A 22639-nucleotide genomic window follows, 5' to 3' on the forward strand; every position below is an offset into this window, starting at 1 on the left:
CCGTGGTTACGATGCCACAGCATCGCGCCCTCCTCGCGCCTTGCGGCGGATCGAAATTCCCTCCGTGCCGATGGCGCAACATGATCGGAAACCGCTCTGACCCGCGCCATCAATGCCGGAAGTGGCGCATCCCGGTGAAGATCATCGCCAGCCCGGCTTCGTCGGCGGCGGCGATCACCTCGTCGTCGCGGATCGAGCCGCCGGGCTGGATCACCGCCGTCGCGCCGGCCTCCACCGCGGCGAGCAAGCCGTCGGCGAACGGGAAAAACGCGTCCGATGCCACTGCGGAGCCGATCGTGCGCGGCGCGGCCCAGCCGGCCTTGTCGGCGGCGTCCTTCGCCTTCCATGCCGCGATGCGCGCGGATTCCAGCCGGTTCATCTGCCCCGCGCCGACGCCGGCGGTGCTGCCGCCGCTGGCGTAGACGATCGCGTTCGACTTGACGTGCTTGGCCACGGTCCATGCGAACAGGCAGTCGGCAAGCTCCTGTTCGGTCGGCGGGCGCTTCGTCACCACCTTCAGATCGGCGGGGACCACACGGCCGGCATCGCGCGACTGCACCAGCCAGCCGCCCGCAATCGACTTGGCGAACATGCCGTCGCGGGTCGGATCGGGGAGCGCGCCGGTGAGCAGCAGCCGCAGGTTCTTCTTCGCAGCGAACAGCGCCAGCGCCTCTTCGTCGGCATCGGGCGCGACCACCACTTCGGTGAAGATGCCGGTGATCGCCTGTGCGGTCATCCCGTCGAGCGGACGGTTGACCGCGATGATCCCGCCGAACGCGCTGACCGTGTCGCACGCGAACGCCGCTTCATACGCCTCGGCCAGCGTCGCCGCAGTGGCGACCCCGCACGGGTTGGCGTGCTTGACGATCACGCAGGTGGGTGCCGCGTCCCGGAACTCGGCGATCAATTCCAGCGCGGCATCGGCGTCGTTGTAATTGTTGTAGCTCAGCGCCTTGCCCTGCACCTGCCGCGCCTGCCCGATCCCGGGCGTCGCATCGCCGGTCGCGGCGTAGAAAGCGGCCTGCTGGTGCGGGTTTTCGCCGTAGCGCAATTCCTCGCCCGCCCGGCGCAGCGTCAACGGCAGCGTGGCCGGGAACGTCTCGCCCTGATCCACGGCGGCGAACCAGCGCGCGATCGCGCCGTCATAGGACGCGGTGGTCGCGAACGCCTTCGCCGCCAGGCGCTTGCGATGGTCCAGCGTCGTCGCGCCGCCCGCGACCAGCGCATAATCGGCGGGATCGGTGACGATCGCGACATAGGCGTGATTCTTCGCGGCCGATCGCACCATCGACGGGCCGCCGATATCGATATTCTCGACCACCTCGTCGCGCTCCGCACCCTTGGCGACGGTCGCCTCGAACGGATAGAGGTTGACCACCACCAGATCGATCGCGCCGATCCCGTGCTCGCGCATCGACGCGGCGTGGGCGGCGTCGTCGCGCACCGCCAGCAATCCGCCATGCACCACGGGGTGCAGCGTCTTGACCCGGCCGTCCATCATCTCGGGAAAGCCGGTCAGCTCGCTGATGTCGCGCACGGCCAGCCCGGCGTCGCGCAACGCCTTCGCGGTGCCGCCGGTCGACACCAGTTCGACACCCTTGCCCGACAGCGCGGTGGCGAGATCGACGATCCCCGTCTTGTCGGAGACGGAAAGGAGCGCGCGGCGGATGGGGATGCTGGTCATGGGCGCGCGCTTACGCGGGCGCGGGCGGTGGCTCAACCCTATCGCGCGCGTTTCAGCACCCAGTTGATGTTGACGCCGCCCGGCGGGGCCAGCCCGTGGATGACGATCTGGTGCGTGGTGAACAGCCGTCCCCAGCCGTCCACCCACACGCTGTCCTCGATCGTCAGCCGTTCGCCCCGGCTGCGGAAATGCCAGAACTGGCCGCTGGCGGTGCGCAGCATCGCGGCCTGTGCATCGGCGGTCGCCACGGCTTCGACCCCCGCACCCAGATGGAAGCGCAGCAGGAACGGCGTCATCGCATCGGGGCGCCGCGTGCGCGCACCCGGTGCGGCCAGCAACGCATCCTCGCCGCGCAGCTCGCGTCCGTCGCTCAGCAGCAACAGGGTGCGTTGGTGCAGGAAGCCGTGGCGGCGCGCATAGCCGTCGTGTCGCGCCTCGATCCGGCTGCCCAGATCCGATTCCTGTCGTGTCAGCTCGACCTGGCGCACACCCTTGCCGAGCGTTCCGTCAGCCAGGATCGCAGTGGAATTGGTGTCGGCCACGGTCAGCGTCGAATGCGCGGCGGTGCTGCGCAGCCCGGTCATCATCGCGGGCGACAGCCGCGCGCCGGTCACCCCCGCGCCGCCGCAATTGACGACCAGCCGTTCGGTGCCGTCGCTGAACTCGAACGCCAGCGTCGAGGCGCAACCGCCCGCCGCGACGCGCGCGGTCGGCGGTGGCGCGGCATCGACGATCAGCACCGCGCTGCCGTTCGCCAGCCGTTGATACCCCCAGTCGCGCGACTGGCGCAGCGGCCGCCCGTGCGCGCCGCTGGCGATCAGCACGTCGTTCACCGCATCGGCATCGACGGGCAGGCTGCCCTGCCAGCTCGACAGCCCGCCATCGCCCATCGTCGTGCCGAGCAGCGCCGGCGTGGCGATCGTCAGCGCCTGTCCCACCGCCTGGGGCAGCGGCAGGCCGCGCGCGTCATAGGCCGCCCGCAGCAGCCCGATCGTGGCCAGCAGGTCCAGCAGCGCGGCGGGCGAGCGGCTGACGACGCCGCCGTCGGGCGTCATCCCGGTATCCAGCGCGCGCGCCAGTCCGGCCTCACCGATCGACGTCCGCGTCTCCCCGCCCGGGATCAACAAGCCCGCGATGACCACCCCCGCCCAGGCCGCGACGCGCTCCGCCCCCGGCGGCGCGCGATCGGCGGTGCGATCGAGGTGACGCGCGGCGCGCGCGATTCCGTTCAGGATGCGGGAGCGGAAGACGAGGTCGCTCGACGACAGCAGCAGCGGCGAATGGAACACCCACATCGCCAGCCGCCGCGCGACCGTCGCCGGCCGCCATGCGGGATCGGACACGCGTTCGCCATGCGCGGCCAGCCAGCGCCCGGCAAGCGCCTCCGCCAGCGGTACGGTGCGCGCGCGGTCGTCGATCACCGCCAGATCGCGCAGCCACGCGAAGCCGTGGAGATAATCGACGAAGGCCGGCCCGGCGGCGGGTGCCGCGACGTCCAGCGTGTCGAGTGCGTGATGCTCGGCCCCTGCAAACATCCAGCCTTCGAGCAGCGCCTCGCCCAGATCGACCTCGCCGGGCATCGGATCGACCGGCACCGCGACCAGCCGCGCCGGATGCTGCCCATCGAGCCGTCGATCGTGCAGCGGCGTGCGCCACGTCAGCCGTTCGAACCACGCCGCCGCGCGGTCGCCCAGCGACTCGCCCGTGCCTGCGGAGATGATGCGCCGGTCCTGATCGATGCCGCCCGGTGCTGCGCCGTTACGGTCGTCGCTCATCCGCCGCGCAGATCCCGGATGTTTTCCGCATAGCGTTCCGGCCCGCCGCGGAAGGTGGCGGTGCCCGCCACCAGCGCATCCGCGCCGGCCTCGATGGCACGCCGCGCCGTCTCGACGTCGACGCCGCCGTCGACCTCCAGGTCGATGTCGCGCCCGGATTGCTCGATCATGCGGCGGATCGCGGCGATCTTCTTGAGCTGGCCGTCGATGAAATGCTGTCCGCCGAAGCCGGGATTGACGCTCATCACCAGCACCAGATCGACCATGTCGATCAGGTAATCGAGCATCTTGGCGGGGGTGCCGGGATTCAGCACCACGCCCGCGCGCTTGCCCAGCCCCTTGATGTGCTGGATGGTGCGGTGGATGTGCGGCCCTGCCTCCGGATGGACGGTGATCGTGTCCGCGCCTGCCTCGGCAAAGGCATCCAGATACGCATCGACCGGCGAAATCATCAGATGGACGTCGAACGGCTTGGCGGTGTGCGGGCGCAACGCCTTCACCACCGCCGGGCCGATCGTGATGTTGGGAACGAAATGCCCGTCCATCACGTCGATATGGATCCAGTCCGCACCCGCGGCATCGATCGCGCGCACCTCCTCCCCCAATCTGGCGAAGTCGGCGGACAGGATCGATGGTGCAATGCGAACGGGCTTGGTCATGATGGCGCCCGCGTTAGCGGACGGCAGCGTCAGGCGGAAGCGCGTTGAACCCGCGCGATGAAGAACCCGTCGCATCCACCGGCCGCTTCGAGCATTCCGGGCAGCGTGCGTACCCATCCCTCGGGTTCCGCCACGATCCCGCCCGGCAATTCCCCCGGAATGACCGCGCGAATCGCGAAATCGGGATGTTCGGCAAGGAAGCGTTCGATCTGAGCCTCGCCCTCCTCGGGCTCCAGCGAGCAGGTGGCGTAGACCAGCGTCCCGCCCGGTGCGACCCAGTCCGCGGCGCGCTTCAGGATGCGTGCCTGCAGGTCCGCCATTTCGGCGACGATCCCGCCATGCGCGCGGTGGAGCACGTCGGGATGGCGGCGGAAGATGCCGGTCGCGCTGCACGGTGCATCGACCAGCACCGCCTGCACCGGGGCGGCGGGCGACCATGTCAGCACGTCGGCGATCTCGATGTCGAACGACAGGCCGGTGCGGTCGCGGTTCTGGCGAAGTCGCGCGGCGCGACTTTCCGACATCTCCACCGCGGTCACCTGCCAGCCGGCGGCGGCGAGTTGCAGCGTCTTGCCCCCCGGTGCGGCGCACAGATCCAGCAACGTGCCGTCGCCGCGCCCGATCAGCCGGGCCGGGATCGATGCGGCGAGATCCTGCACCCACCAGTCACCGGCGTCATAGCCGGGCAGTGCAGCGATATCGCTTCCCGCCGCCACGCGGGCATGGCCGGGGGCGAGCGACACGGCCTGCGGCGCGACCTTCGCGGGATCGGCATAGGTCAGGTCGACCGGCGGCGGAGCGGCGATCGCCCGCGCGGCGGCCTCCACCACATCCTTGCCCCAGTTCGCGTGCCAGCGTTCCGCGACCGTGGCGGGCAGCGTCGGCAGGGTCGGCAGGGCGGCGTTGCCGCGCATCAGCGTGCCGAAGACGCCATGCACCAGCTTGCGCGGCCCGCCATCGACCAGCGGCAGCACCGTGGCGATCGCGGCATGCGGCGGCGTGCCGAGCGCCAGCGCCTGCACCAGCGCGATACGCAGCGCCGAGCGTGCCTTGGCATCGTCGGCCAGCCGCAGCCGCGTCGCCGAGTCGATCAGCGCGTCGAGATCGGGCAGGCGGCGCAACGTCTCCGCCGCGATGGCGTGCGCCAGGCCGCGATCCGGCCCGCCGGACAGCGCGCGCGTGGCATGCGCCAGCGCCGATTCGAGCGGCTCGCCCCGGCGCAGCACCGCATCGAGCAATCGCAGCGCGGCACGGCGGCTGGCGGTGCCGAGCGGTTCCGGCCCGCCCGGCACAGGGCGCGGCCGCGTGGAGCGGGCGGCGGCGGGGGGCGGGGCGGGGGGGCGCGTCGGATCAGTCACGCTGGTTCTGCGCAAGGCGGCTCGGCTTGAAGGTGGTCATGGCGCTGCATATGTGCCGGTCAGCACGCCGGATCAATCGGAAGGACCAGCGATGGGCAAGCGCCCCGACCATGTGAAGCCGCCCGCGCACCTGACGCCCAATACGCCGGTGCCCGAGCCCGGCCCGCCGGAGCGCCCGCGCGAGGACCCGCTGGGTCGCGATCCGGTGCGGTTCGGCGATTGGGAATTGAAGGGCGTCGCGGTCGATTTCTGACCGCCGCCGGGTGCGCGATGATGCCAGGATGTCGCGTCAGCCGCCGGATGCGGTTTCGCGTTCCGCGCCCGCCGCGCTGCGCACCCCGGCCCGGCCGCGGCGCTTCAGTTCGGCCTTCAGATCCTCAGGTCGCGGCGCGACGAGGAACCCGAAGCTGACGTTGCCCTCCTTTGTCTCGACGACGTGGTGGAGGCGATGCGCCTGTACGATTCGCTTCATATAGGTCGATTTCGGCAAATAGCGCGTTGGCAGTCGGCGGTGGACGATCACGTCGTGGAACCCGAAATAGATCGCGCCATAGGCGGCGATGCCCGCGCCGATCCACGTATATCCCGGCCACCAGCCCAATTGCACGCCGCCCAGGATCATCACGAACGACGGCACGGCGAAGATCACCGCATACAGGTCGTTCAATTCCCAGTTGCCGGTACGCGGGCGATGGTGGCTTTCGTGCAGGAACCAGCCCCATCCATGCATGACCCAGCGGTGCATGACATAGGCGAAGCCTTCCATCAGCGCGACGGTGGCGAGGAACAGCAGGAAGGCGGGCCAGAACGACATGATCGCTGCGATATAGCCATCGCGTGCCCGTATCGCTACGTCGCTGGGCATTATGACCGACGACATTCGCTCCGCCGCTCTCGAATCAAAGGCCTGGCCCTATGAGGAGGCGCGCAAGCTCCTCAAGCGCTATCCGGACGGGAAGTCCGATGGCGGCGCGATAGTGTTCGAAACCGGTTATGGTCCATCGGGGCTGCCGCATATCGGCACCTTCAACGAAGTGCTGCGCACCACGATGGTCCGCAACGCCTTCCATACGCTCAGCGACATACCGACGCGGCTGATCGCGTTCAGCGACGACATGGACGGGCTGCGCAAGGTGCCGGACAACGTCCCGAACGGCGACATGCTGCGCGAATATCTCGGCAAGCCGCTGACCCGCATTCCCGATCCGTTCGGCAAGTTCGACAGTTTCGCCGCGCACAACAATGCGATGCTGCGCGACTTCCTCGATCGCTACGGCTTCGACTACGAATTCGCCTCCTCGACCGAATATTACACGTCGGGCCGCTTCGACGACGCGATCCGGGGCGTGCTGCGTCATTGGCAGGGCGTGATGGACGTGATGCTGCCGACGCTGCGGGCCGAGCGTCGCGCGACCTATTCGCCGGTGCTGCCGGTCAGCCCGAAGAGCGGCACCGTGCTGCAGGTGCCGGTAGAGGTCATCGATGCCGCGGCCGGCACGATCGCGTTCGTCGACGAGGATGGCGAGCGCATCGTCCAGTCGGCGCTGGGCGGGCTGTCGAAGCTGCAATGGAAGGTCGACTGGGCGATGCGCTGGGTCGCGCTGGGCGTCGATTACGAGATGGCGGGCAAGGACCTGATCGATTCGGTCGTGCAATCGTCGAAGATCGCACGCGTGCTGGGCGGGCGCCCGCCGGAGGGCTTCAATTACGAGATGTTCCTCGACGACAAGGGGGAGAAGATCTCCAAGTCGAAGGGCAACGGCCTGTCGATCGAACAATGGCTGACGTACGGGCCGGAGGAGAGCCTGGCCTTCTATATCTATCGCGAGCCGAAGAAGGCCAAGCAGCTGCACATGGGCGTGATCCCGCGCGCGGTGGACGATTACTGGCAGTTCCGCGGCAATTACGCGGCACAGGCGGTGAAGGAGCGGCTGGGCAACCCCGTCCACCACGTCCATGACGGCCAGCTGCCGCACGGCACGTTGCCGGTGACGTTCGGGCTGCTGCTCAATCTGGTCGGCGTGATGGGCGAGGGTGCGACGCGCGAGCAGGTGTGGGCGTACCTGGCCAATTACGTCGCCGATGCCACGCCGTCGGCCTACCCCGAACTCGACCGGCTGATCGGCCACGCGCTGGCATACCACCGCGACCATATCGCGCCGACGCTCAAGCGCCGCGCGCCCGAGGGTGTCGAGATCGTGGCGCTTGAGCGGCTGGATGCCGAACTGGCCGCCCTTCCCGAAGAGGCGAGCGCCGAGGATATCCAGAACATCGTCTACGAGATCGGCAAGACCGCCGGGTTCGCGGAGCTGCGCGACTGGTTCAAGGCGCTGTACGAAACGCTGCTGGGGTCGAGCCAGGGTCCGCGCATGGGCAGCTTCATCCGGCTGTACGGGATCGCGAATTCGCGCCGGCTGATCGCGGAGGCGCTGGGGCACGGCTGAACCGCCTCCGTCCCGCCGCCGGTGTCGACGAACGGGAAGTCGCCCGATCCCCTATAGCAACCCGTCGTCCGCCGGCATGGCGGACGTGGGCGCGGGTGCGGGCTGCGGTTCGCTCGGACGGGTCGGGGGCGGCGCGAACGCCCCGGTGATCGCGGCGGTTTCCAGCGTGTCCAGCGCCGCGCGCGCATCGATCCAGCGCCGCGCCGCCGCGGTCCAGTTCGCCGCATCCGCCGCCCCGGGCAGGCGCTCGACCTCCGCCAGCGCGGTCTCGACATTGCCGTTGTCCAGCTGCCGCCGTGCGCGCGCCAGCCGGTCGGAGGGCAGCGGGGAGGGAGTGTCGGCGCGGTGGATGACCACCAGGTTGCGCAATTCGCTGCCGATCCCGCTCCACCAGTCGCTGGGCGTCGCCAGCAACATCGGTGCGGCGGCGGTCAGGCTCTCGCGCAGGTTCTCCAGCGTCACCGGCTGACGTGCGGCACGGATCACCGTGCCGACCTGTCGCGGCAGGGTCGCGCCGAAGCGCCGCCGCATCTCGCCCTCAAGATAGCCCAGCCCCGCGCCGCGATCGAGCGCGCGCCGCGCGGCGAAGGTGACGAGGATCGCCTCCGCCTTGCCGGCATTCACCGCCGCCTCTGCGGTTTCGGCATCGGTGCGCGCGGCCCGCGCCTCCAGATTGGCCAGCTGCGCCGCCAGTGCGGCCTCACGCAGCGCCAACGTCGACGGGTCCGCCGTCGCCGGTGCCGGAGCGACGGTGGGGGTAGGCCGCGTTACCGGCGTCGGCGAAGAGCCGCGCGCGAAGAAACCGGGCGTGTTGCGTACGGCATAGGCCATCAGCCCCAGGCCGATCACGAAGGCAAGGATCGCGATCGCCAGCACCGGGCCGATCCGCGATCGCGTCGGGTGGCGCGGCATAGCGTGTGGTTCGCTCATCGGACGCTTATCTCCGCGCCCGCATCAGCGGTCAATCGCGAGCCGCACCGCGACGTCGATCAGCGCGGCATCCCCGGGCCGCGCCGCGCCGCCGATCCGTCCCCATCCGTCGCCCGCCGCCGCGGCGACCGCCGGGCTGATCGCCGCGATTCGCACGCGTGAACGCGGCAAGGCGCCCGCCAGTTCGACGAAGCGGTGCGCCGCGCGCGCCGAATGAAGCAGCACCACCGCGTCCAGCGCCGCCGCGATCGCCTGCATCGTCACCGGCAGCGCGTCGCTGGCATAGACGGTCAGCGTGTCGACGCCCGGCTGCGGCACGTGGTCGCGCCCGGCAAGGTGCAGCAACCGGGGAAACGCCGCCGTCTGCGCCACGGCCGCGGCGGCGTCGCCCGCACCGACCAGCGCGACCCGCAACCCGGCTTCGCGCGCCGCCGTCGCGGTCGCCGCGCCCACCGCCACCACCGGCAACCCGGCCAGCCGCGCCAGACCGGCGCCGGCGTGGCGGACGGCCTGCGCGCTGGTCAGCAACAACGCGTCGTACCCCGCCGGGTCGGGCGCGACCCACGCGCACGGGACGATGTCGAACAGCGGCAGTGCCACGGGTTCCAGCCCCGCCGCCGCCAGCGCGGCGCAGGTGCGCGCATTGCCCGGCGCCGGCCGCAGCACCAGCGCGCGGGGGCGCGTCATCCGAACAGCGCGCGGATCGCCGGTGGTGCGCGCGCCAGCAGATCTTCCGCCAGCAGCGCACCGAGCGCCACCGGATCGGCCCCGCGCGACGCGCCCTCCACCGCTTCCTCGCCACCGGCGGTCAGCAATTGCGCGCGCAGCAGCAGCATGTCGCCCTCCACCACCGCCAGCGCGGCGACGGGCGAGTGGCAGTCGGCGCGCAACCCCGCCAGCAAGGCGCGTTCGGCGGCGATCGCGCGATGCGTCGCCGCGTGGTCGATCGCGGCGACCAGCGCGCGGGCGCTCCCCGTCGCCAGCGTCTCGATCCCGACGGCGCCCTGCGCCGGGGCGGGCAGCATCACGTCGAGCGGGATCGCGACGCCGGTGTCGTGGCGGCCCAGCCGTTCCAGCCCGGCGGCGGCCAGCAACGTCGCATCGACCTCCCCCGCCGCCAGTTTGCCGAGCCGGGTGTCGACATTGCCGCGGAACAGCACCGCCGACACGTCGGGGCGCATCCGGCGCAGTTGCGCTGCACGACGCGGGCTGCTGGTGCCGATCGTCGCGCCATCGGGCAGCGCCGCGATCGAGGTCGCGCCGATCAACCGGTCGCGCACGTCGGCGCGCGGCAACGTCGCGGCGATCGCGATCGCATCGGGGCGCAGCGTTTCCACGTCCTTCATCGAATGGACGCAGGCATCGACCTCGCCGGCCAGCAAGGCACGGTCCAGTTCCTTGGTCCACAACGCCTTGCCGCCGATCTCGGCCAGCGCACGATCCTGCACGCGGTCGCCGGTGGTGCGGATCACGACGATCTCGACGTCGTCCCACCCGTGCGCCGCCATCAGGGCGTCGCGCGCCATGCCCGCCTGGGTGAGCGCGAGCGGAGAACCACGGGTGCCGAGCCGGAACATGGCGAGCCTCTTGGCGGCTTCATCGGGCGTCCGCAAGCGATCTGGATCGGATCGACATGCCCGGTTCGCCCCCGTTCCCGTTCCCCGGTCGTCGCCACGCCGTGGGGATGTATATGGCGTCGTCGATGTCCTAAGTGGGGGACATGCTGATCCTCGGTCTCGAATCCTCCTGCGACGAAACCGCCGCCGCGCTGGTCACTGGCGACCGCCGCGTGCTGGCGCACCGGCTGGCCGGTCAGGAGGAGGCGCACCGCCCCTATGGCGGCGTCGTGCCGGAAATCGCGGCGCGCGCGCATGTCGAGGTGCTTCAGCCGCTGATCGAGGCGGCGCTGGCCGACGCCGGCATGACGCTGGCCGATGTCGATGCGGTGGCGGCCACCGCCGGGCCGGGGCTGATCGGCGGGGTGATGGTCGGGCTGGTCACCGGGAAGGCGCTGGCGCATGCCGCTGGCAAGCCGTTGATCGCGGTGAATCATCTGGAGGGTCATGCGCTCAGCCCGCGGCTCGCCGACCCCGGACTCGAATTTCCCTATCTGCTGTTGCTGGTGTCGGGGGGACATTGCCAGTTGCTGCTGGTCGAGGGTGTCGCCGACTATCGCCGGCTGGCGACCACGATCGACGACGCCGTGGGCGAAGCGTTCGACAAGACCGCCAAGATCCTCGGCCTCGGCTTTCCCGGCGGGCCGGCGGTGGAGCGCGCCGCGGCGGCGGGCGACGCGCGCGGGGTGCCGCTGCCGCGCCCGCTGAGGGGGTCGCCAGAGCCGCATTTCTCGTTCGCGGGGCTGAAGGCGGCGGTGGCGCGCGCCGCGCCCGATCATGCCGCGGTGGACGTGGCGGCGAGCTTCCAGCAGGCGGTGGTCGACTGCCTGATCGACCGCACCCGCCGCGCGCTGGGCCGGGCGGGGCGCGCCACCGCGCTGGTGGTGGCCGGCGGGGTTGCGGCCAATGGGGCGGTGCGCGGGGCGATGCAGGCGCTCGCCACGGAACACGGGCTGCGCTTCGTCGCGCCCCCGGCGTGGCTGTGCACCGACAATGCGGCGATGATCGCCTGGGCCGGGGCCGAGCGGTTCGCCGCCGGGCTGACCGATCCGCTCGACGTGGCGGCGCGGCCGCGCTGGCCGCTCGATCCCGATGCGGAAAAGGTGCGCGGCGCGGGGGTGAAGGCATGACCGGGGCGATCGGCGTCATCGGCGCGGGCGCATGGGGCACCGCGCTGGCGCAGGTCGCCGCCGCCAACGGGCATGAGGTACGGCTGTGGGCGCGCGATCCGGCGCTGGTCGACGCGATCAACGCGACTCATGAAAACGCCGCGTATCTGCCCGGCATCCCGCTGTCGCCGTCGATCCGCGCCACGGGCGACCTCGCCTGGGTGGCGGCGGCGGCGGCGAATCTGATCGTCACCCCGGCGCAGGCGATGCGTACCGTGCTGGGGCAATTGCCCGCCAATGCCCAGCCGCTCGTGGTGTGTTCCAAGGGGATCGAGGCGCACAGCCATCGCCTGATGAGCGAGGTGGCGCAGGAGCAGCATCCGGGATCGGCGGTGCTGGTGCTGTCCGGCCCGACCTTCGCGCATGAGGTCGCGCGCGGGCTGCCGACGGCGGTGACGCTGGCGGGCGAGGACGCCGCGACGCGTGCCTTGCTGGCGGCGGCGATCGCCGCGCCGCATTTCCGCCCCTATGCCACCGGCGATGTGATCGGCGCGGAGATCGGCGGCGCGGTGAAGAACGTGCTGGCGATCGCGTGCGGCGTGGTCGACGGGGCGGGGCTGGGGCAGAATGCGCGCGCCGCGTTGATCGCGCGCGGCTTTGCCGAGATGACCCGTTTCGGGCTGGCGAAGGGCGCGCGCGCCGAAACGCTGTCGGGCCTGTCGGGGCTGGGCGATCTGGTGCTGACCTGTTCGTCGACCGCTTCGCGCAATTTCTCGCTGGGCGTCGGGATCGGCCGCGGGGAGAAGGCGGCGGCGTTGCTCGCCAATCGCCGCACCGTCGCGGAAGGCGCGTTCACCGCGCCGGTGTTGCTGGAGGCGGCGCAGGCCGCCGGTGTGGAAATGCCGATCACCGCCGCGGTGTGCCGCCTGCTGGATGGCGGCGCGGTGCGGGAGGTGATCGACGACCTGCTCGCCCGGCCGTTGAAGGAAGAGGTCTGACCGTCCGGGGGAGCGCGAAGAAGGCCGGGCGGCGCGGTTAGCCGCGTCGTCGGTTTCGCTGCGCCGGCCGGGCGGGTCGCCGCTTCGCAGCGGCGCGGGCGTCAGTCGAACAGGCTGCTGACGCTCGCCTCGTCCGAGATCCGGCGCATCGCCTCCGCGACCAGCGGCGCGATCGTCAGGTGGCGGATCTTGCCGGCCTCGCGGATCGTGTCGTGGTTGCCGATCGAATCGGTGATCACCAGTTCGTGCAGCGCCGATCCCTCGACCCGCGCCACCGCACCGCCGGACAGCACGCCGTGCGTGACATAGGCGACCACGTCCTCAGCGCCGGCTTCCTTCAGCGCGGCGGCGGCGTTGCACAACGTACCCGCCGAATCGACGATATCGTCGATCAGGATGCAGAACCGGCCCTCGACGTCGCCGATGATGTTCATCACCTCCGATTCGCCGGCACGTTCGCGACGCTTGTCGACGATCGCGAGCGGCGCATTGTCGAGCCGCTTGGACAATGCGCGCGCGCGCACCACGCCGCCGACGTCGGGCGAAACGACCATCAGGTTCTTTTCACCGAATCGCGCGCGAATGTCCTGCGACATCACCGGCGCGGCGAACAGATTGTCGGTGGGGATATCGAAGAAGCCCTGGATCTGCCCGGCGTGCAGGTCGACCGACAGCACGCGGTCCGCCCCCGCCGTCGTCACCAGATTGGCGACAAGCTTTGCGGAGATCGGGGTGCGCGGACCGGGCTTCCGGTCCTGCCGGGCATAGCCGAAATACGGTAGCACCGCGGTGATCCGCTTCGCCGACGCGCGCTTCAGCGCGTCGATCATGATGAGCAATTCCATCAGGTTGTCGTTGACGGGATAGCTGGTCGACTGGACGACGAACACGTCTTCGCCACGGACGTTCTCCATGATCTCGACGAAGATTTCCTCATCGGCGAACCGCCGCACCAGCGCCTCGGTCAGCGGCACCTCCAGATAATCGGAGATCGCACGCGCCAGCGGCAGGTTGGAGTTGCCGGTCATCAATTTCATGGACGAACACCCTTTCGTGCGGTTCGTTTAGGCGCGGGGACTGGCGAGGGGAAGGGGCGGCGCGTAAGCGGTTGGCGTCATGACCGTCATCACCCGTTTCGCCCCGTCGCCCACCGGCACGCTCCACGTCGGCAACATCCGCGCTGCGCTCCACAACTGGATGTGGGCGCGCGCGCACGGCGGGCGTTTCCTGCTGCGCATCGACGATACCGATGCGGAACGCAGCGAGGAGCGTTTCGTCGATGCGATCCGTGCCGACCTCGCGTGGCTGGGGCTGCACCCGGACGGCGAGGAGCGCCAGTCGGCGCGAACCGCCCGATACGAGGCGGTGTTCGAGGAACTGCGCGCCGCCGGCCACATCTATCCCGCGTACGAGACCGCGCAGGAGCTCGACCTGAAGCGCAAGATCCTGCGCGGGCGCGGGCTGCCGCCGGTCTACGATCGCGCCGCGCTGGCGCTGACCGATGACGAGCGCGCGCGGCTGGAGGCGGACGGGGTGCGCCCGCACTGGCGCTTCCGGCTCGATCATGCCGCGCCGATCGAATGGACCGACCTGATTCGCGGCCCGCAGCATTTCGACGCCGCGACGATGAGCGATCCCGTCATCCGCCGCGCCGACGGGTCGTGGCTCTACATGCTGCCGTCCGCGATCGACGACCGCGACATGGGCGTCACCCATGTGGTGCGCGGCGAGGATCACGTCACCAACACCGCGCTGCAGCTGCAGATGTTCGCCGCGATGGGCGCGGCGCCGCCCGCCTTCGCGCACGAGGCGTTGCTGACCGGCGCGGAGGGCAAATTGTCGAAGCGGCTCGGCAGCCTCGGCATCGACGCGTTGCGTGCGGAGGGGATCGAGCCGGCCGCGATCGTGTCGCTGCTCGCGCGGCTGGGCACCAGCCAGCCGGTCGAGCCGCACGTCGACCCGGCGGTGCTGCTCGCCGGTTTCGACTTCGCGCATTTCGGCCGTGCGCCCGCGCGCTTCGACGAGCGCGAACTGGCGCAGGTGAACGCGCGCATCGTGCATCAATTGCCGTTCGACGCCGTCGCCGGGCGTCTGCCGGCGGGCATGGACGACACCGCATGGCAGGCGATCCGGCCCAACCTGGAAACGGTCGCGGGCGCCGCCGACTGGTGGCAGGTGATCGAAGGCCCGGTCGACGCCCCCGCACCCGGTGAGGATGCCGCCTATCTGGCGCAGGCGGCGGCGGTCGCACGCACCATCGACTGGGCGGGCGACCCATGGCACGCGCTGACCGCTGCCCTGAAGGAGGCGACCGGGCGGAAGGGCAAGCCATTGTTCCTGCCGCTGCGCCGCGCGCTGACCGGGCGCGATCACGGGCCGGACATGGCGGCGCTGCTGCCGCTGATCGGGCGTGAGCGTACCATTGCACGACTGGACTCGAACGCCGCCGCCTGACCGCCTATATCGGCGTCATGCAGCAATTCTTCGCCCGCATGTCGCCGATCCGCGCATGGCACGACCTTCGCCTGTTCCTCGGCACGCGTCAGCCGCAGGACCTGTGGTTCCTGCTTCTGTCGATCACGCTCACCTGCTTCATCCTGTGGGCGTTCGTGCACGATTCTTACGCGGAAAAGGTCTACAAGCCCAAGATCGTCTATTTCGAGCAGTGGAAGCTCGACCGCACCGATGCCGAGATCATCGCGCAGCAGAAGATCGACAAGCCGATCCGCGACGCGCAGATCGCCGCGCAACGCGCGCGTGAGGAAAAGCTGCGCGCCGGGTTCAAACGGCTCGACGACAAATTGAACGCGATGGGCATCTGACCCCTTGAGCGACGATGCGCGCTGGATGGCGGCGGCGCTGGCGCTGGGCGGGCGCACGCGTGGACTGACCGCGCCCAATCCGAACGTCGGTTGCGTGATCGTCCGCGATGGTGTGGTCGTCGGACGCGGCTGGACCCAGCCCGGCGGTCGTCCCCATGCCGAGGCGATGGCGCTGGCCGAGGCGGGCGAACGCGCCGCCGGGGCGACCGCCTATGTCACGCTGGAGCCGTGCGCGCATGACAGCACGCGCGGTCCCGCCTGCGCCGACCTGCTGATCGCAGCCGGGGTGGGGCGGATCGTCGCCGCGCTGGGCGATCCCGATCCGCGCACGGACGGCAGCGGCTTCGCGCGGCTGCGCTTCGCTGGCGTCGCGGTCGAAACGGGCGTGCTGGCCGACGCGGCACGGCGATCGATGGCGGGGTTCCTCACCCGCCGCGCGCATGGCCGCCCGCACGTCACGCTGAAGCTGGCGCTGTCGCTGGACGGCGCGGTGGCGATGGTGGACGGGCGCAGCCAGTGGATCACCGGCGACGAGGCGCGCGCCCACGCGCATCTCGAACGCAGTCGCCACGAAGCGATCCTGGTCGGGCGCGGCACATGGGAGGCCGATCGCCCACGGCTCGACGTGCGGCTCCCCGGTCTGGCGCAGCATATCCCGCTGCGGGTCGTGCTGTCCCGCCGCGACGCGGCCGGCGCGTCCGACGAGGCGATGGCGGGCGGCACGCCGGGTCGCGAACCCGCGCGGTGGATCGCCGCGCCGCAGGACATCGCCACGCTGCCGGGCGATCACCTGCTGGTCGAGGGCGGCGCGCAGACCGCCGCCGCGTTCCTGCGCGCCGGGCTGGTCGATCGCCTCTTGCTCTACCGTGCGCCGATCCTGATCGGCGGCGGCCGGACGCTCGGCGAGATCGGGCTGGCCGGACTCGCCGATGCGCATGGCCGCTGGACATTGGCGGACCAGCGCCAGCTTGGCAGCGACCGGCTCGAAGTCTACGAGCGCGGCTGAAAGGTTCACCCCGCATGTTTACCGGCATCGTCACCGACATCGGCACCATCCAGCGTATCGAGGAACGCGGCGATCGGCGTGTCACCATCGCCACCGCCTATGACACCGCCGGGATCGACCTGGGCGCGTCGATCGCCTGTTCGGGCGTGTGCCTGACGGTGGTGGAGACCGGCCCCGGCTGGTTCGCGGTCGATGTGTCCGGGGAGACGGTGGCGCGCACCGCCGATGCGCAGTGGCACGAAGGCCGCGCGCTGAACCTGGAGCGTGCGATGAAGCTGGGCGACGAACTCGGCGGGCACATCGTCACCGGCCATGTCGATGGCGTGGCGGAGGTGATCGCGGTCGAGGCGGACGGCGATTCGCGCCGCGTGCAGGTCCGCGTTCCCGCCGATCTGGCGCCGTTCGTCGCGCAAAAGGGGTCGGTGACGATCGACGGCGTGTCGCTGACCGTCAACACCGTCGCCGACGCCGCCGACGGCACCGTTTTCGCGATCAACCTGATCCCGCACACGCAATCGGTCACCACGCTCGGCACGCTGGTCGCCGGCGCGCGCGTCAACGTCGAGATCGACGTGCTGGCGCGCTACCTTCAACGCATGGAGCATTATCGTGGCCGCTAAATCCGCCGAACTCGCGCGGTTGCGCCACGGCTATCTCTCCACGCCCGAAGAAATCATCGACGAGGCGCGCAACGGCCGGATGTTCATCCTGGTCGACGACGAGGATCGCGAGAACGAGGGCGATCTGGTCATTCCCGCGCAAATGGCGACGCCGGAGAAGATCAACTTCATGGCCCGCCACGGCCGCGGGCTGATCTGCCTGGCGATGACGAAGGCGCGGGTCGAGGACCTCGGGCTCGACCTGATGAGCCGCAACAACGGGACGCGGCACGAAACCGCCTTCACCGTCTCGATCGAGGCGCGCGAGGGGGTCACGACCGGCATCTCCGCCGCCGATCGCGCCTGCACGATCGCGGCGGCGATCGATTCGACCAAGGGCCGCGCCGACATCGTCACCCCCGGCCACGTCTTCCCGCTGGTCGCGCGCGACGGCGGCGTGCTGGTGCGTGCCGGCCATACGGAGGCGGCCGTCGACGTATCGCGGCTGGCCGGGCTGAACCCCTCGGGCGTGATCTGCGAGATCATGAACGAGGACGGCACGATGGCGCGCCTCGACGATCTCGTCTCGTTCGCGCAGCTCCACAACCTGAAGATCGGCACGATCCGCGATCTGATCGCCTATCGCCGCCGCCACGACCATCTGGTCGAACTGGTCAGCGAAGCGCCGTTCACCAGCCGCTGGGGCGGCGACTGGACGGTGCGCGCGTATCGCAACACGGCGACCGGCACCGAACAGATCGCGCTGGTGAAGGGCCGGGTCGATCCGTCGCGCCCCACGCTGGTGCGGATGCACGCGCTGTCGCCGTTCGCCGACGTGTTCGGCGAAGAGGGCGAGCGTGGGCGGATGCTCTCGCGCTCGATGGAACTGATCGCTGCCGAGGGCGCGGGCGTGATCGTCGTCATCAACCGCCACCGCGCCGATGCCTTCACCACCGCAGTGCGGATGAAGGCCGGCGAGCCGGCCCCGGCGGACATGGAGGAATTGCGCGATTACGGCGTCGGCGCGATGATCCTCGCCGAACTGGGCGTGCACGACATGGTGCTGCTGACGAACACGCATCACACATTGGTCGGGCTCGACGGCTATGGCCTGTCGATCGTCGGCGAACGGAAGGTGGATTGATGGCCAACATTCTTATCGTCGAAGCGCGCTTCTACGATCACCTCAACGACATGCTGGTTGCGGGCGCAAGGGCCGCGATCGAGGCGGCGGGGCATCGGGCGGAAGTGCTGACCGTGCCCGGCGCGCTGGAAGTGCCCGGCGCGATCGCGATGGCGGCGGACAGCGGCCGCTATGACGCGTTCGTGGCGCTGGGTGTCGTGATCCGCGGCGAGACCTATCATTTCGAGATCGTCGCCAACGAAAGCGCGCGCGGGATCATGGCGCTGACCATGGACGGCATGGCGATCGGCAACGGTATCCTGACCACCGAGGACGAGGCGCAGGCCATCGCCCGCGCCGATCCCGCGCAACTCGACAAGGGTGGCGGTGCCGCACGGGCGGCCTTGGCGATGCTCGACCTGAAGGAGCGGCTGGGCTGACGCGCATCATTCGTGGTCATGGCGCTGGCGGCACACGATTATAAAGTGTAGCGCCTCTATGGAGGCCGCGCGGGCGCGGCTGGTCTTCTGGGGGGAAGCACAACATGATGAAGAACATTCGCCTTGCGAAAGGCGCAGCAGGACTGTGCCTGGCCATCGTCGCGCTGCCGGCGCAGGCCGCGGTTTTCGAGTGGAAGATCATCGGATCGTTCGCGGGATCGGGCCGGCTGACGACCACCGACACGACGTTCGCCTATGACGCCGAAGAGCCGATCGCCGGGCAGAGCGTTGCCGGCTATCTCGTCACGTCGATGACCGGCATCTTCCGCAACGTGGCGGTGTCGCTCATGCCGCCCGCTCCGGACAAAGCGCCATTTTTCGCCACCAACCTGCTCTATCCCACGGGCATTGCACCGCTCGTCGACGACGGCGGGCTTGTGTTCAAGGCAGGCCAGACGACCTACGGCCTGTTCAGCAGCCTGACCTGCGGCGGCGACACCGGGGCGTGCCGGAACGTCGCACGGATCGGCTATCCCGGCATCAGCGGCGGGAGCAGGCAGGTGACGTTCTCGATCAGCGCCGTGAAGGCGGCGGTGCCGGAGCCGTCCAGCTGGGCGATGATGATCGCGGGGTTCGCGGTGGTCGGCATGGCGCTGCGTCGTGGGCGCGTGCAGGTTCGTTACGCCGGCCGATAACGACCTTCCGGCGGAGGAGCGCAGGCGGATCGCGGAAACGTGGGCCGCCGGCGCGCCGCCGTCGAGCGGCGAGGATGTCGCCGCCTTTCTCGATCGCTTCGCTGCACGGCTGGCGCGCGCCTATCATGCCGGGGAAATGCCTTATGTCGTCTGCGACAGCATCGCGGGCGACCTGTGGGGATTGCTGCAGGGGTTGTGGCTCGACGGCGTGGCGCATCGCTGGCCCGCGTTGTTCCAGGAGGTGTACGAGGCGTTCGACGCTGGCGCATACCACCGTCTTGCCGATGGCTCCGACGATCCGGTCGCCACGTATACCGACCCGGCGATCGCCGCGATCGTGGCGCGGCTCGACGGTGCGGCATAAAGCTGTCCTACAGCGGCCAACATCCCGCACGACGCGGCGATGGTCTCGTCTCGCGCCTTGACGCCAATGTTGAGACACTGCGCCAGTGTCTCAACATTCGCAACACTCGCAACATCCGCCCGGTCAGCCGAGACGATCGATCAGCGCCATCGCGGCGTGTGGTGCACGCACTTTCGCGCCATTTATCATGAAGATGAAGGTGTCGCGCGGTTGGCGTGGGGCGGGGTCCGCGACATAGGGCAGCGCCGCCGGGCTTTCGCCCGCCGCCCAGCCGCGCGCGACATCCCGCCAGCGATCGAGTGCGGCGGGCGCATAGCCGGCGGGCTCGTCCTCGCGCGCATCCTCCAGCCGGGCATAGACGAAGTCGCCCGACACATCGGCGAGCGCCGGATAATCGGCGGAGTCGCCGTGCACGATCGCCACCCCCGCCGCGCGGCACAGCGCCACGAAGGCGGGCGTGGCGAAGCTTTCGTGGCGCACCTGGATCGCATGGCGCAGCGGCACCCCGGCTTCGGCGGTGGGCAGCAGCTTCAGGAACGCGCCCATGTCGTCGGCATCGAACTTCCGCGTCGCCGGCATCTGCCACAGGATCGGCCCGAGCATGTCGCCCAGTTCGACGATGCCCTGCCCGACGAAGCGGGCGATCGATTCACCCGCCTCGGCCAGCACCTTGCGCGTGACGCAATAACGCGACGCCTTCAACGCGAACACAAAGCCGTCCGGTGCGCTCTCCCGCCAGCTAGCGAAGGTGGCGGGCTTGAACGAGGAATAGAAAGTGCCGTTCACCTCGATCGCGGTGGCGTGGCGGCTGGCATATTCCAGTTCGCGCTTCTGCGGCCATTTGTCGGGATAGAAGGTGCCGCGCCACGGCGCATAGGTCCAGCCGCCGATGCCGACCCGGATCGCAGGATGAGTCATGGCGCAGACGTGCCGGTCGGCGGCGCGCTTGTCGAGATGGCGCGACCGCGTCGTCGCGCCTCCGCATGCGCCTCCGCCCGCGTCAGCAGCGCGTCGAGATCGGCCGGGGCGATGTCGAACGTCTCGTGCAGGTCGGCCAGCGCGGCGTCAATGTCCGCCGCGTGCAGGCCGGCGGCGGGGGTGGCGGTCGTCGCGACGCGGTGCGGGTACGAATGGCGGGTCAGCCGGTGATAGCAGATGCCCAGCCCGACCAGCGCCAGCGAGTTGATCCCGACCGGTACGAGCGCGAATCCGAATCCCGCGGCATGGATGCCGGGGCTGCCGATCACCGCCGTCAGCGCCGCGGCCCCGCCCGGCGGATGCAGGCACCGCAGCAACGACATGACCAGGATCGCCGCGCCGACTGCGACACCGGCTGCCACGGCGGTCTGGGGGATCGCTTCATATGCCGCTACCCCGACCAGCGCGGACACGATGTTGCCGCCGATCACCGGCCACGGTTGCGCCAGCGGGCTGGCCGGGACCGCGAACACCAGCACCGCCGACGCCCCCAGCGGGGCGACGATGATCGGCAGGTCGGCCTGCGACAGCGGCAGCCGGGCGCACACCAGGAACGTCAGGGCGAGGCACGTCGCCGCACCCAGGCACGCAACCAGCCGCGCGGGCCATTGCGCACCGGCAAGGATCGGCTTGAAGAAGGAAGGCATGTGATGCCCCTAGCGCGCCGCACCGCCCCCGTCATCCGCGCCGGCCAGCGGCGTCAGCCGCAGGTGATATGGGTGACCTTGCCCTGCGCATCGATGTGGATGTTCCGGCGCGACGGGATCATGTCCATCGTCAGCCGGTCTCCGGGCCGTACGATCCGGACCTTCGTCGACCCTTCGCTGCGCTTCCGCAATCCGGGCGGCACCGGGCGCCCCACCTTCACTCCTGCGAAGACGCAGCCACCGCGCATCGGCGCGCCAGGCTGGTCGTCGGGGAAGGGTGGCAATGCACGACTCTGCGGCGACGATGTGAGGCCTGCGAGCACCGCGATCAACGAAAGGACGATCATGAACGGTCACTCCACCCGCCGGTGCGCCGCACGGCACGCCTGCACGCAACATACATCAGTCCCGAAAAACGGGATGCGAGATGTGCGGTCATGAAGACTGGAGCGGGCGAAGGGATTCGAACCCTCGACCCCAACCTTGGCAAGGTTGTGCTCTACCCCTGAGCTACGCCCGCTCTGGCGCCGTGGACCGGAAGCAGAAGCGCTTCCGTCGGGTGAGGTGGGGCCACTAGCAGCGGTCTCATGGGGCTGCAAGCCCCGTTTCGTGTCTATCGTCTTTTTTCTACCGCGACTGCGAATTGACCGCGATCAGTCCGGACCCTACGTCCGGTGGCATGACCGCGCCTACCATCTTGCTTGTCGAGGACGATCCGTCGCTTAGGATGCTGACCGCACGTGCGTTGCAGGAGAACGGCTTTGCCGTGCGTCCTGCGTCGGCGGCACCGGAGATGTGGCTCGCGCTCGATTCGGGGCCGGTCGATCTCGTGCTGCTCGACATCATGTTGCCGGGCACCAGCGGGATCGACCTGTGTCGTTCGCTGCGCCAGAAAAGTGACGTGCCGATCATTTTCATGTCGGCGCGCGCCAGCGAAACGGACCGCGTCGTCGGACTGGAACTGGGCGCCGACGATTATATCGCCAAACCGTTCGGCACGCGCGAACTGGTGGCGCGGGTCCGCGCGGTGTTGCGCCGCCCCGCGCTCGACCGACGTGCGGGGGCGGGCGATCAGGGCGTGCTCACCTTCGATGGCTGGACGGTCAATTTGCCGCGGCGCGAACTGTCGTCGCCGACCGGGGCGATCGTCGATCTGACCGGCGCGGAGTTCGACCTGCTGGTGGTGCTCGCCGACCATGCGCAACGCGTGATCGCGCGCGAACGGCTGATCGAGCTGAGCCGCACGCGGCTGGGCGACAGTTCGGACCGGTCGATCGACGTGCTGGTCAGCCGGCTCCGCCGCAAGCTGGGCGGGGCGGGCGCCCCTGCGCCGATCGTCACGGTGCGCGGGGTCGGCTACATGCTGAACGCCCCGGTCGAGCGCGCCTGAGC

At 70.1% G+C, this 22639-nt stretch carries 25 protein-coding genes and 1 tRNA gene; 13 read left to right on the forward strand and 13 right to left on the reverse strand.

Annotated features, from left to right (window positions below; all coding sequences use genetic code 11):
• Positions 1 to 109: 109 nt before the first annotated feature.
• From purH to ASE95_RS07280, 4 genes are read right to left on the reverse strand one after another with little or no spacing between them, the layout of a single operon-like run.
• Positions 110 to 1684, reverse strand: coding sequence for a bifunctional phosphoribosylaminoimidazolecarboxamide formyltransferase/IMP cyclohydrolase (gene purH / locus ASE95_RS07265; RefSeq protein ID WP_056633873.1), 1575 nt, complete (start codon positions 1682 to 1684; stop codon positions 110 to 112).
• Positions 1685 to 1722: 38 nt separating this feature from the next.
• Positions 1723 to 3459, reverse strand: a complete 1737-nt coding sequence (locus tag ASE95_RS07270; RefSeq protein ID WP_056633876.1) for a heparinase II/III family protein — start codon at positions 3457 to 3459, stop codon at positions 1723 to 1725.
• Positions 3456 to 4118 carry a ribulose-phosphate 3-epimerase gene (gene rpe, locus ASE95_RS07275; protein ID WP_056633880.1) on the reverse strand — a complete coding sequence of 221 codons (663 nt, stop codon included), beginning with the start codon at positions 4116 to 4118 and terminating at the stop codon, positions 3456 to 3458. Before rpe ends, ASE95_RS07270 begins: the two co-directional genes overlap by 4 nt.
• A 29-nt stretch (positions 4119 to 4147) precedes the next feature.
• Positions 4148 to 5476: an RsmB/NOP family class I SAM-dependent RNA methyltransferase gene (locus ASE95_RS07280; protein ID WP_443025446.1), complete on the reverse strand. Its 1329-nt coding sequence runs from the start codon at positions 5474 to 5476 to the stop codon at positions 4148 to 4150.
• 91 nt (positions 5477 to 5567) lie between these two features.
• Here ASE95_RS07280 and ASE95_RS17245 point away from each other — a divergent pair, with 91 nt between their 5' ends.
• Complete coding sequence (locus ASE95_RS17245) at positions 5568 to 5729, forward strand: DUF1674 domain-containing protein (protein ID WP_082450001.1); 162 nt, start codon at positions 5568 to 5570, stop codon at positions 5727 to 5729.
• A gap of 36 nt (positions 5730 to 5765) precedes the next feature.
• On the opposite strand, the gene ASE95_RS07285 is transcribed toward ASE95_RS17245, so the two are convergent.
• Positions 5766 to 6290 carry a sterol desaturase family protein gene (locus tag ASE95_RS07285; RefSeq protein ID WP_056635883.1) on the reverse strand — a complete coding sequence of 175 codons (525 nt, stop codon included), beginning with the start codon at positions 6288 to 6290 and terminating at the stop codon, positions 5766 to 5768.
• A gap of 52 nt (positions 6291 to 6342) precedes the next feature.
• On the opposite strand from ASE95_RS07285, the gene ASE95_RS07290 reads away from it, so the two are divergent.
• Positions 6343 to 7920 (forward strand): lysine--tRNA ligase, encoded by a 1578-nt coding sequence (locus tag ASE95_RS07290; RefSeq protein WP_056633886.1) that lies wholly within the window; start codon positions 6343 to 6345, stop codon positions 7918 to 7920.
• Between the two features lie 51 nt (positions 7921 to 7971).
• Here ASE95_RS07290 and ASE95_RS07295 read toward each other — a convergent pair whose 3' ends face one another.
• The 3 genes from ASE95_RS07295 to hemC are packed head-to-tail and all read right to left on the reverse strand — an operon-like array spanning position 7972 to position 10427.
• Complete coding sequence (locus ASE95_RS07295; RefSeq protein WP_056633890.1) at positions 7972 to 8850, reverse strand: hypothetical protein; 879 nt, start codon at positions 8848 to 8850, stop codon at positions 7972 to 7974.
• A gap of 24 nt (positions 8851 to 8874) precedes the next feature.
• Positions 8875 to 9537 carry a uroporphyrinogen-III synthase gene (locus ASE95_RS07300; RefSeq protein ID WP_056633893.1) on the reverse strand — a complete coding sequence of 221 codons (663 nt, stop codon included), beginning with the start codon at positions 9535 to 9537 and terminating at the stop codon, positions 8875 to 8877.
• Complete coding sequence (gene hemC, locus ASE95_RS07305; RefSeq protein WP_056635886.1) at positions 9534 to 10427, reverse strand: hydroxymethylbilane synthase; 894 nt, start codon at positions 10425 to 10427, stop codon at positions 9534 to 9536. The genes ASE95_RS07300 and hemC overlap by 4 nt, the downstream gene beginning before the upstream one ends.
• Positions 10428 to 10570: 143 nt before the next feature.
• Here hemC and tsaD point away from each other — a divergent pair, with 143 nt between their 5' ends.
• Entirely contained in the window at positions 10571 to 11596 is a 1026-nt protein-coding gene (gene tsaD, locus ASE95_RS07310) for a tRNA (adenosine(37)-N6)-threonylcarbamoyltransferase complex transferase subunit TsaD (protein WP_056633896.1), read from the forward strand.
• A complete protein-coding gene (locus ASE95_RS07315) occupies positions 11593 to 12573 on the forward strand; it encodes an NAD(P)H-dependent glycerol-3-phosphate dehydrogenase (RefSeq protein WP_056633901.1) in 981 nt (326 codons plus the stop codon). Before tsaD ends, ASE95_RS07315 begins: the two co-directional genes overlap by 4 nt.
• A 101-nt stretch (positions 12574 to 12674) precedes the next feature.
• Here the strand turns inward: ASE95_RS07315 and ASE95_RS07320 are convergent, their stop codons facing one another.
• Positions 12675 to 13610: a ribose-phosphate pyrophosphokinase gene (locus ASE95_RS07320; protein WP_056633904.1), complete on the reverse strand. Its 936-nt coding sequence runs from the start codon at positions 13608 to 13610 to the stop codon at positions 12675 to 12677.
• Between the two features lie 79 nt (positions 13611 to 13689).
• On the opposite strand from ASE95_RS07320, the gene ASE95_RS07325 reads away from it, so the two are divergent.
• The 8 genes from ASE95_RS07325 (at position 13690) to ASE95_RS07360 (ending at position 19622) form a co-directional block, all read left to right on the forward strand.
• Positions 13690 to 15027, forward strand: coding sequence for a glutamate--tRNA ligase (locus tag ASE95_RS07325; RefSeq protein ID WP_056633908.1), 1338 nt, complete (start codon positions 13690 to 13692; stop codon positions 15025 to 15027).
• Between the two features lie 17 nt (positions 15028 to 15044).
• Positions 15045 to 15395, forward strand: a complete 351-nt coding sequence (locus tag ASE95_RS07330) for a hypothetical protein (protein WP_056633911.1) — start codon at positions 15045 to 15047, stop codon at positions 15393 to 15395.
• Between the two features lie 25 nt (positions 15396 to 15420).
• Complete coding sequence (gene ribD, locus ASE95_RS07335) at positions 15421 to 16401, forward strand: bifunctional diaminohydroxyphosphoribosylaminopyrimidine deaminase/5-amino-6-(5-phosphoribosylamino)uracil reductase RibD (protein ID WP_056635889.1); 981 nt, start codon at positions 15421 to 15423, stop codon at positions 16399 to 16401.
• 14 nt (positions 16402 to 16415) lie between these two features.
• Entirely contained in the window at positions 16416 to 17021 is a 606-nt protein-coding gene (locus ASE95_RS07340) for a riboflavin synthase (RefSeq protein ID WP_056633914.1), read from the forward strand.
• Positions 17011 to 18144: a 3,4-dihydroxy-2-butanone-4-phosphate synthase gene (gene ribB, locus ASE95_RS07345; protein WP_056633918.1), complete on the forward strand. Its 1134-nt coding sequence runs from the start codon at positions 17011 to 17013 to the stop codon at positions 18142 to 18144. The genes ASE95_RS07340 and ribB overlap by 11 nt, the downstream gene beginning before the upstream one ends.
• Positions 18144 to 18563, forward strand: coding sequence for a 6,7-dimethyl-8-ribityllumazine synthase (gene ribH / locus ASE95_RS07350; protein ID WP_056633921.1), 420 nt, complete (start codon positions 18144 to 18146; stop codon positions 18561 to 18563). Before ribB ends, ribH begins: the two co-directional genes overlap by 1 nt.
• A gap of 104 nt (positions 18564 to 18667) precedes the next feature.
• The gene (locus ASE95_RS18255) at positions 18668 to 19258 is read left to right on the forward strand and encodes a PEPxxWA-CTERM sorting domain-containing protein (protein ID WP_082450002.1); all 591 of its coding nucleotides are present in this window, start codon (positions 18668 to 18670) and stop codon (positions 19256 to 19258) included.
• Positions 19224 to 19622 carry a hypothetical protein gene (locus ASE95_RS07360; protein ID WP_056633927.1) on the forward strand — a complete coding sequence of 133 codons (399 nt, stop codon included), beginning with the start codon at positions 19224 to 19226 and terminating at the stop codon, positions 19620 to 19622. The genes ASE95_RS18255 and ASE95_RS07360 overlap by 35 nt, the downstream gene beginning before the upstream one ends.
• A 123-nt stretch (positions 19623 to 19745) precedes the next feature.
• On the opposite strand, the gene ASE95_RS07365 is transcribed toward ASE95_RS07360, so the two are convergent.
• The 4 genes from ASE95_RS07365 to ASE95_RS07380 form a co-directional block, all read right to left on the reverse strand.
• The gene (locus ASE95_RS07365; protein WP_056633930.1) at positions 19746 to 20540 is read right to left on the reverse strand and encodes a DUF72 domain-containing protein; all 795 of its coding nucleotides are present in this window, start codon (positions 20538 to 20540) and stop codon (positions 19746 to 19748) included.
• Complete coding sequence (locus tag ASE95_RS07370; protein WP_056633933.1) at positions 20537 to 21247, reverse strand: HPP family protein; 711 nt, start codon at positions 21245 to 21247, stop codon at positions 20537 to 20539. The genes ASE95_RS07365 and ASE95_RS07370 overlap by 4 nt, the downstream gene beginning before the upstream one ends.
• Positions 21248 to 21300: 53 nt before the next feature.
• A complete protein-coding gene (locus tag ASE95_RS07375; RefSeq protein WP_056633936.1) occupies positions 21301 to 21594 on the reverse strand; it encodes an I78 family peptidase inhibitor in 294 nt (97 codons plus the stop codon).
• 98 nt (positions 21595 to 21692) lie between these two features.
• A tRNA-Gly gene (locus ASE95_RS07380) sits at positions 21693 to 21767 on the reverse strand.
• A 159-nt stretch (positions 21768 to 21926) separates the two neighbouring features.
• On the opposite strand from ASE95_RS07380, the gene ASE95_RS07385 reads away from it, so the two are divergent.
• On the forward strand, positions 21927 to 22637 hold the full coding sequence (locus tag ASE95_RS07385; protein ID WP_056633939.1) for a response regulator transcription factor: 711 nt from the start codon (positions 21927 to 21929) through the stop codon (positions 22635 to 22637).
• The last annotated feature ends 2 nt before the right edge of the window (positions 22638 to 22639 follow it).

It is taken from the genome of Sphingomonas sp. Leaf231, from assembly GCF_001421995.1.
Taxonomy (GTDB): domain Bacteria; phylum Pseudomonadota; class Alphaproteobacteria; order Sphingomonadales; family Sphingomonadaceae; genus Sphingomonas.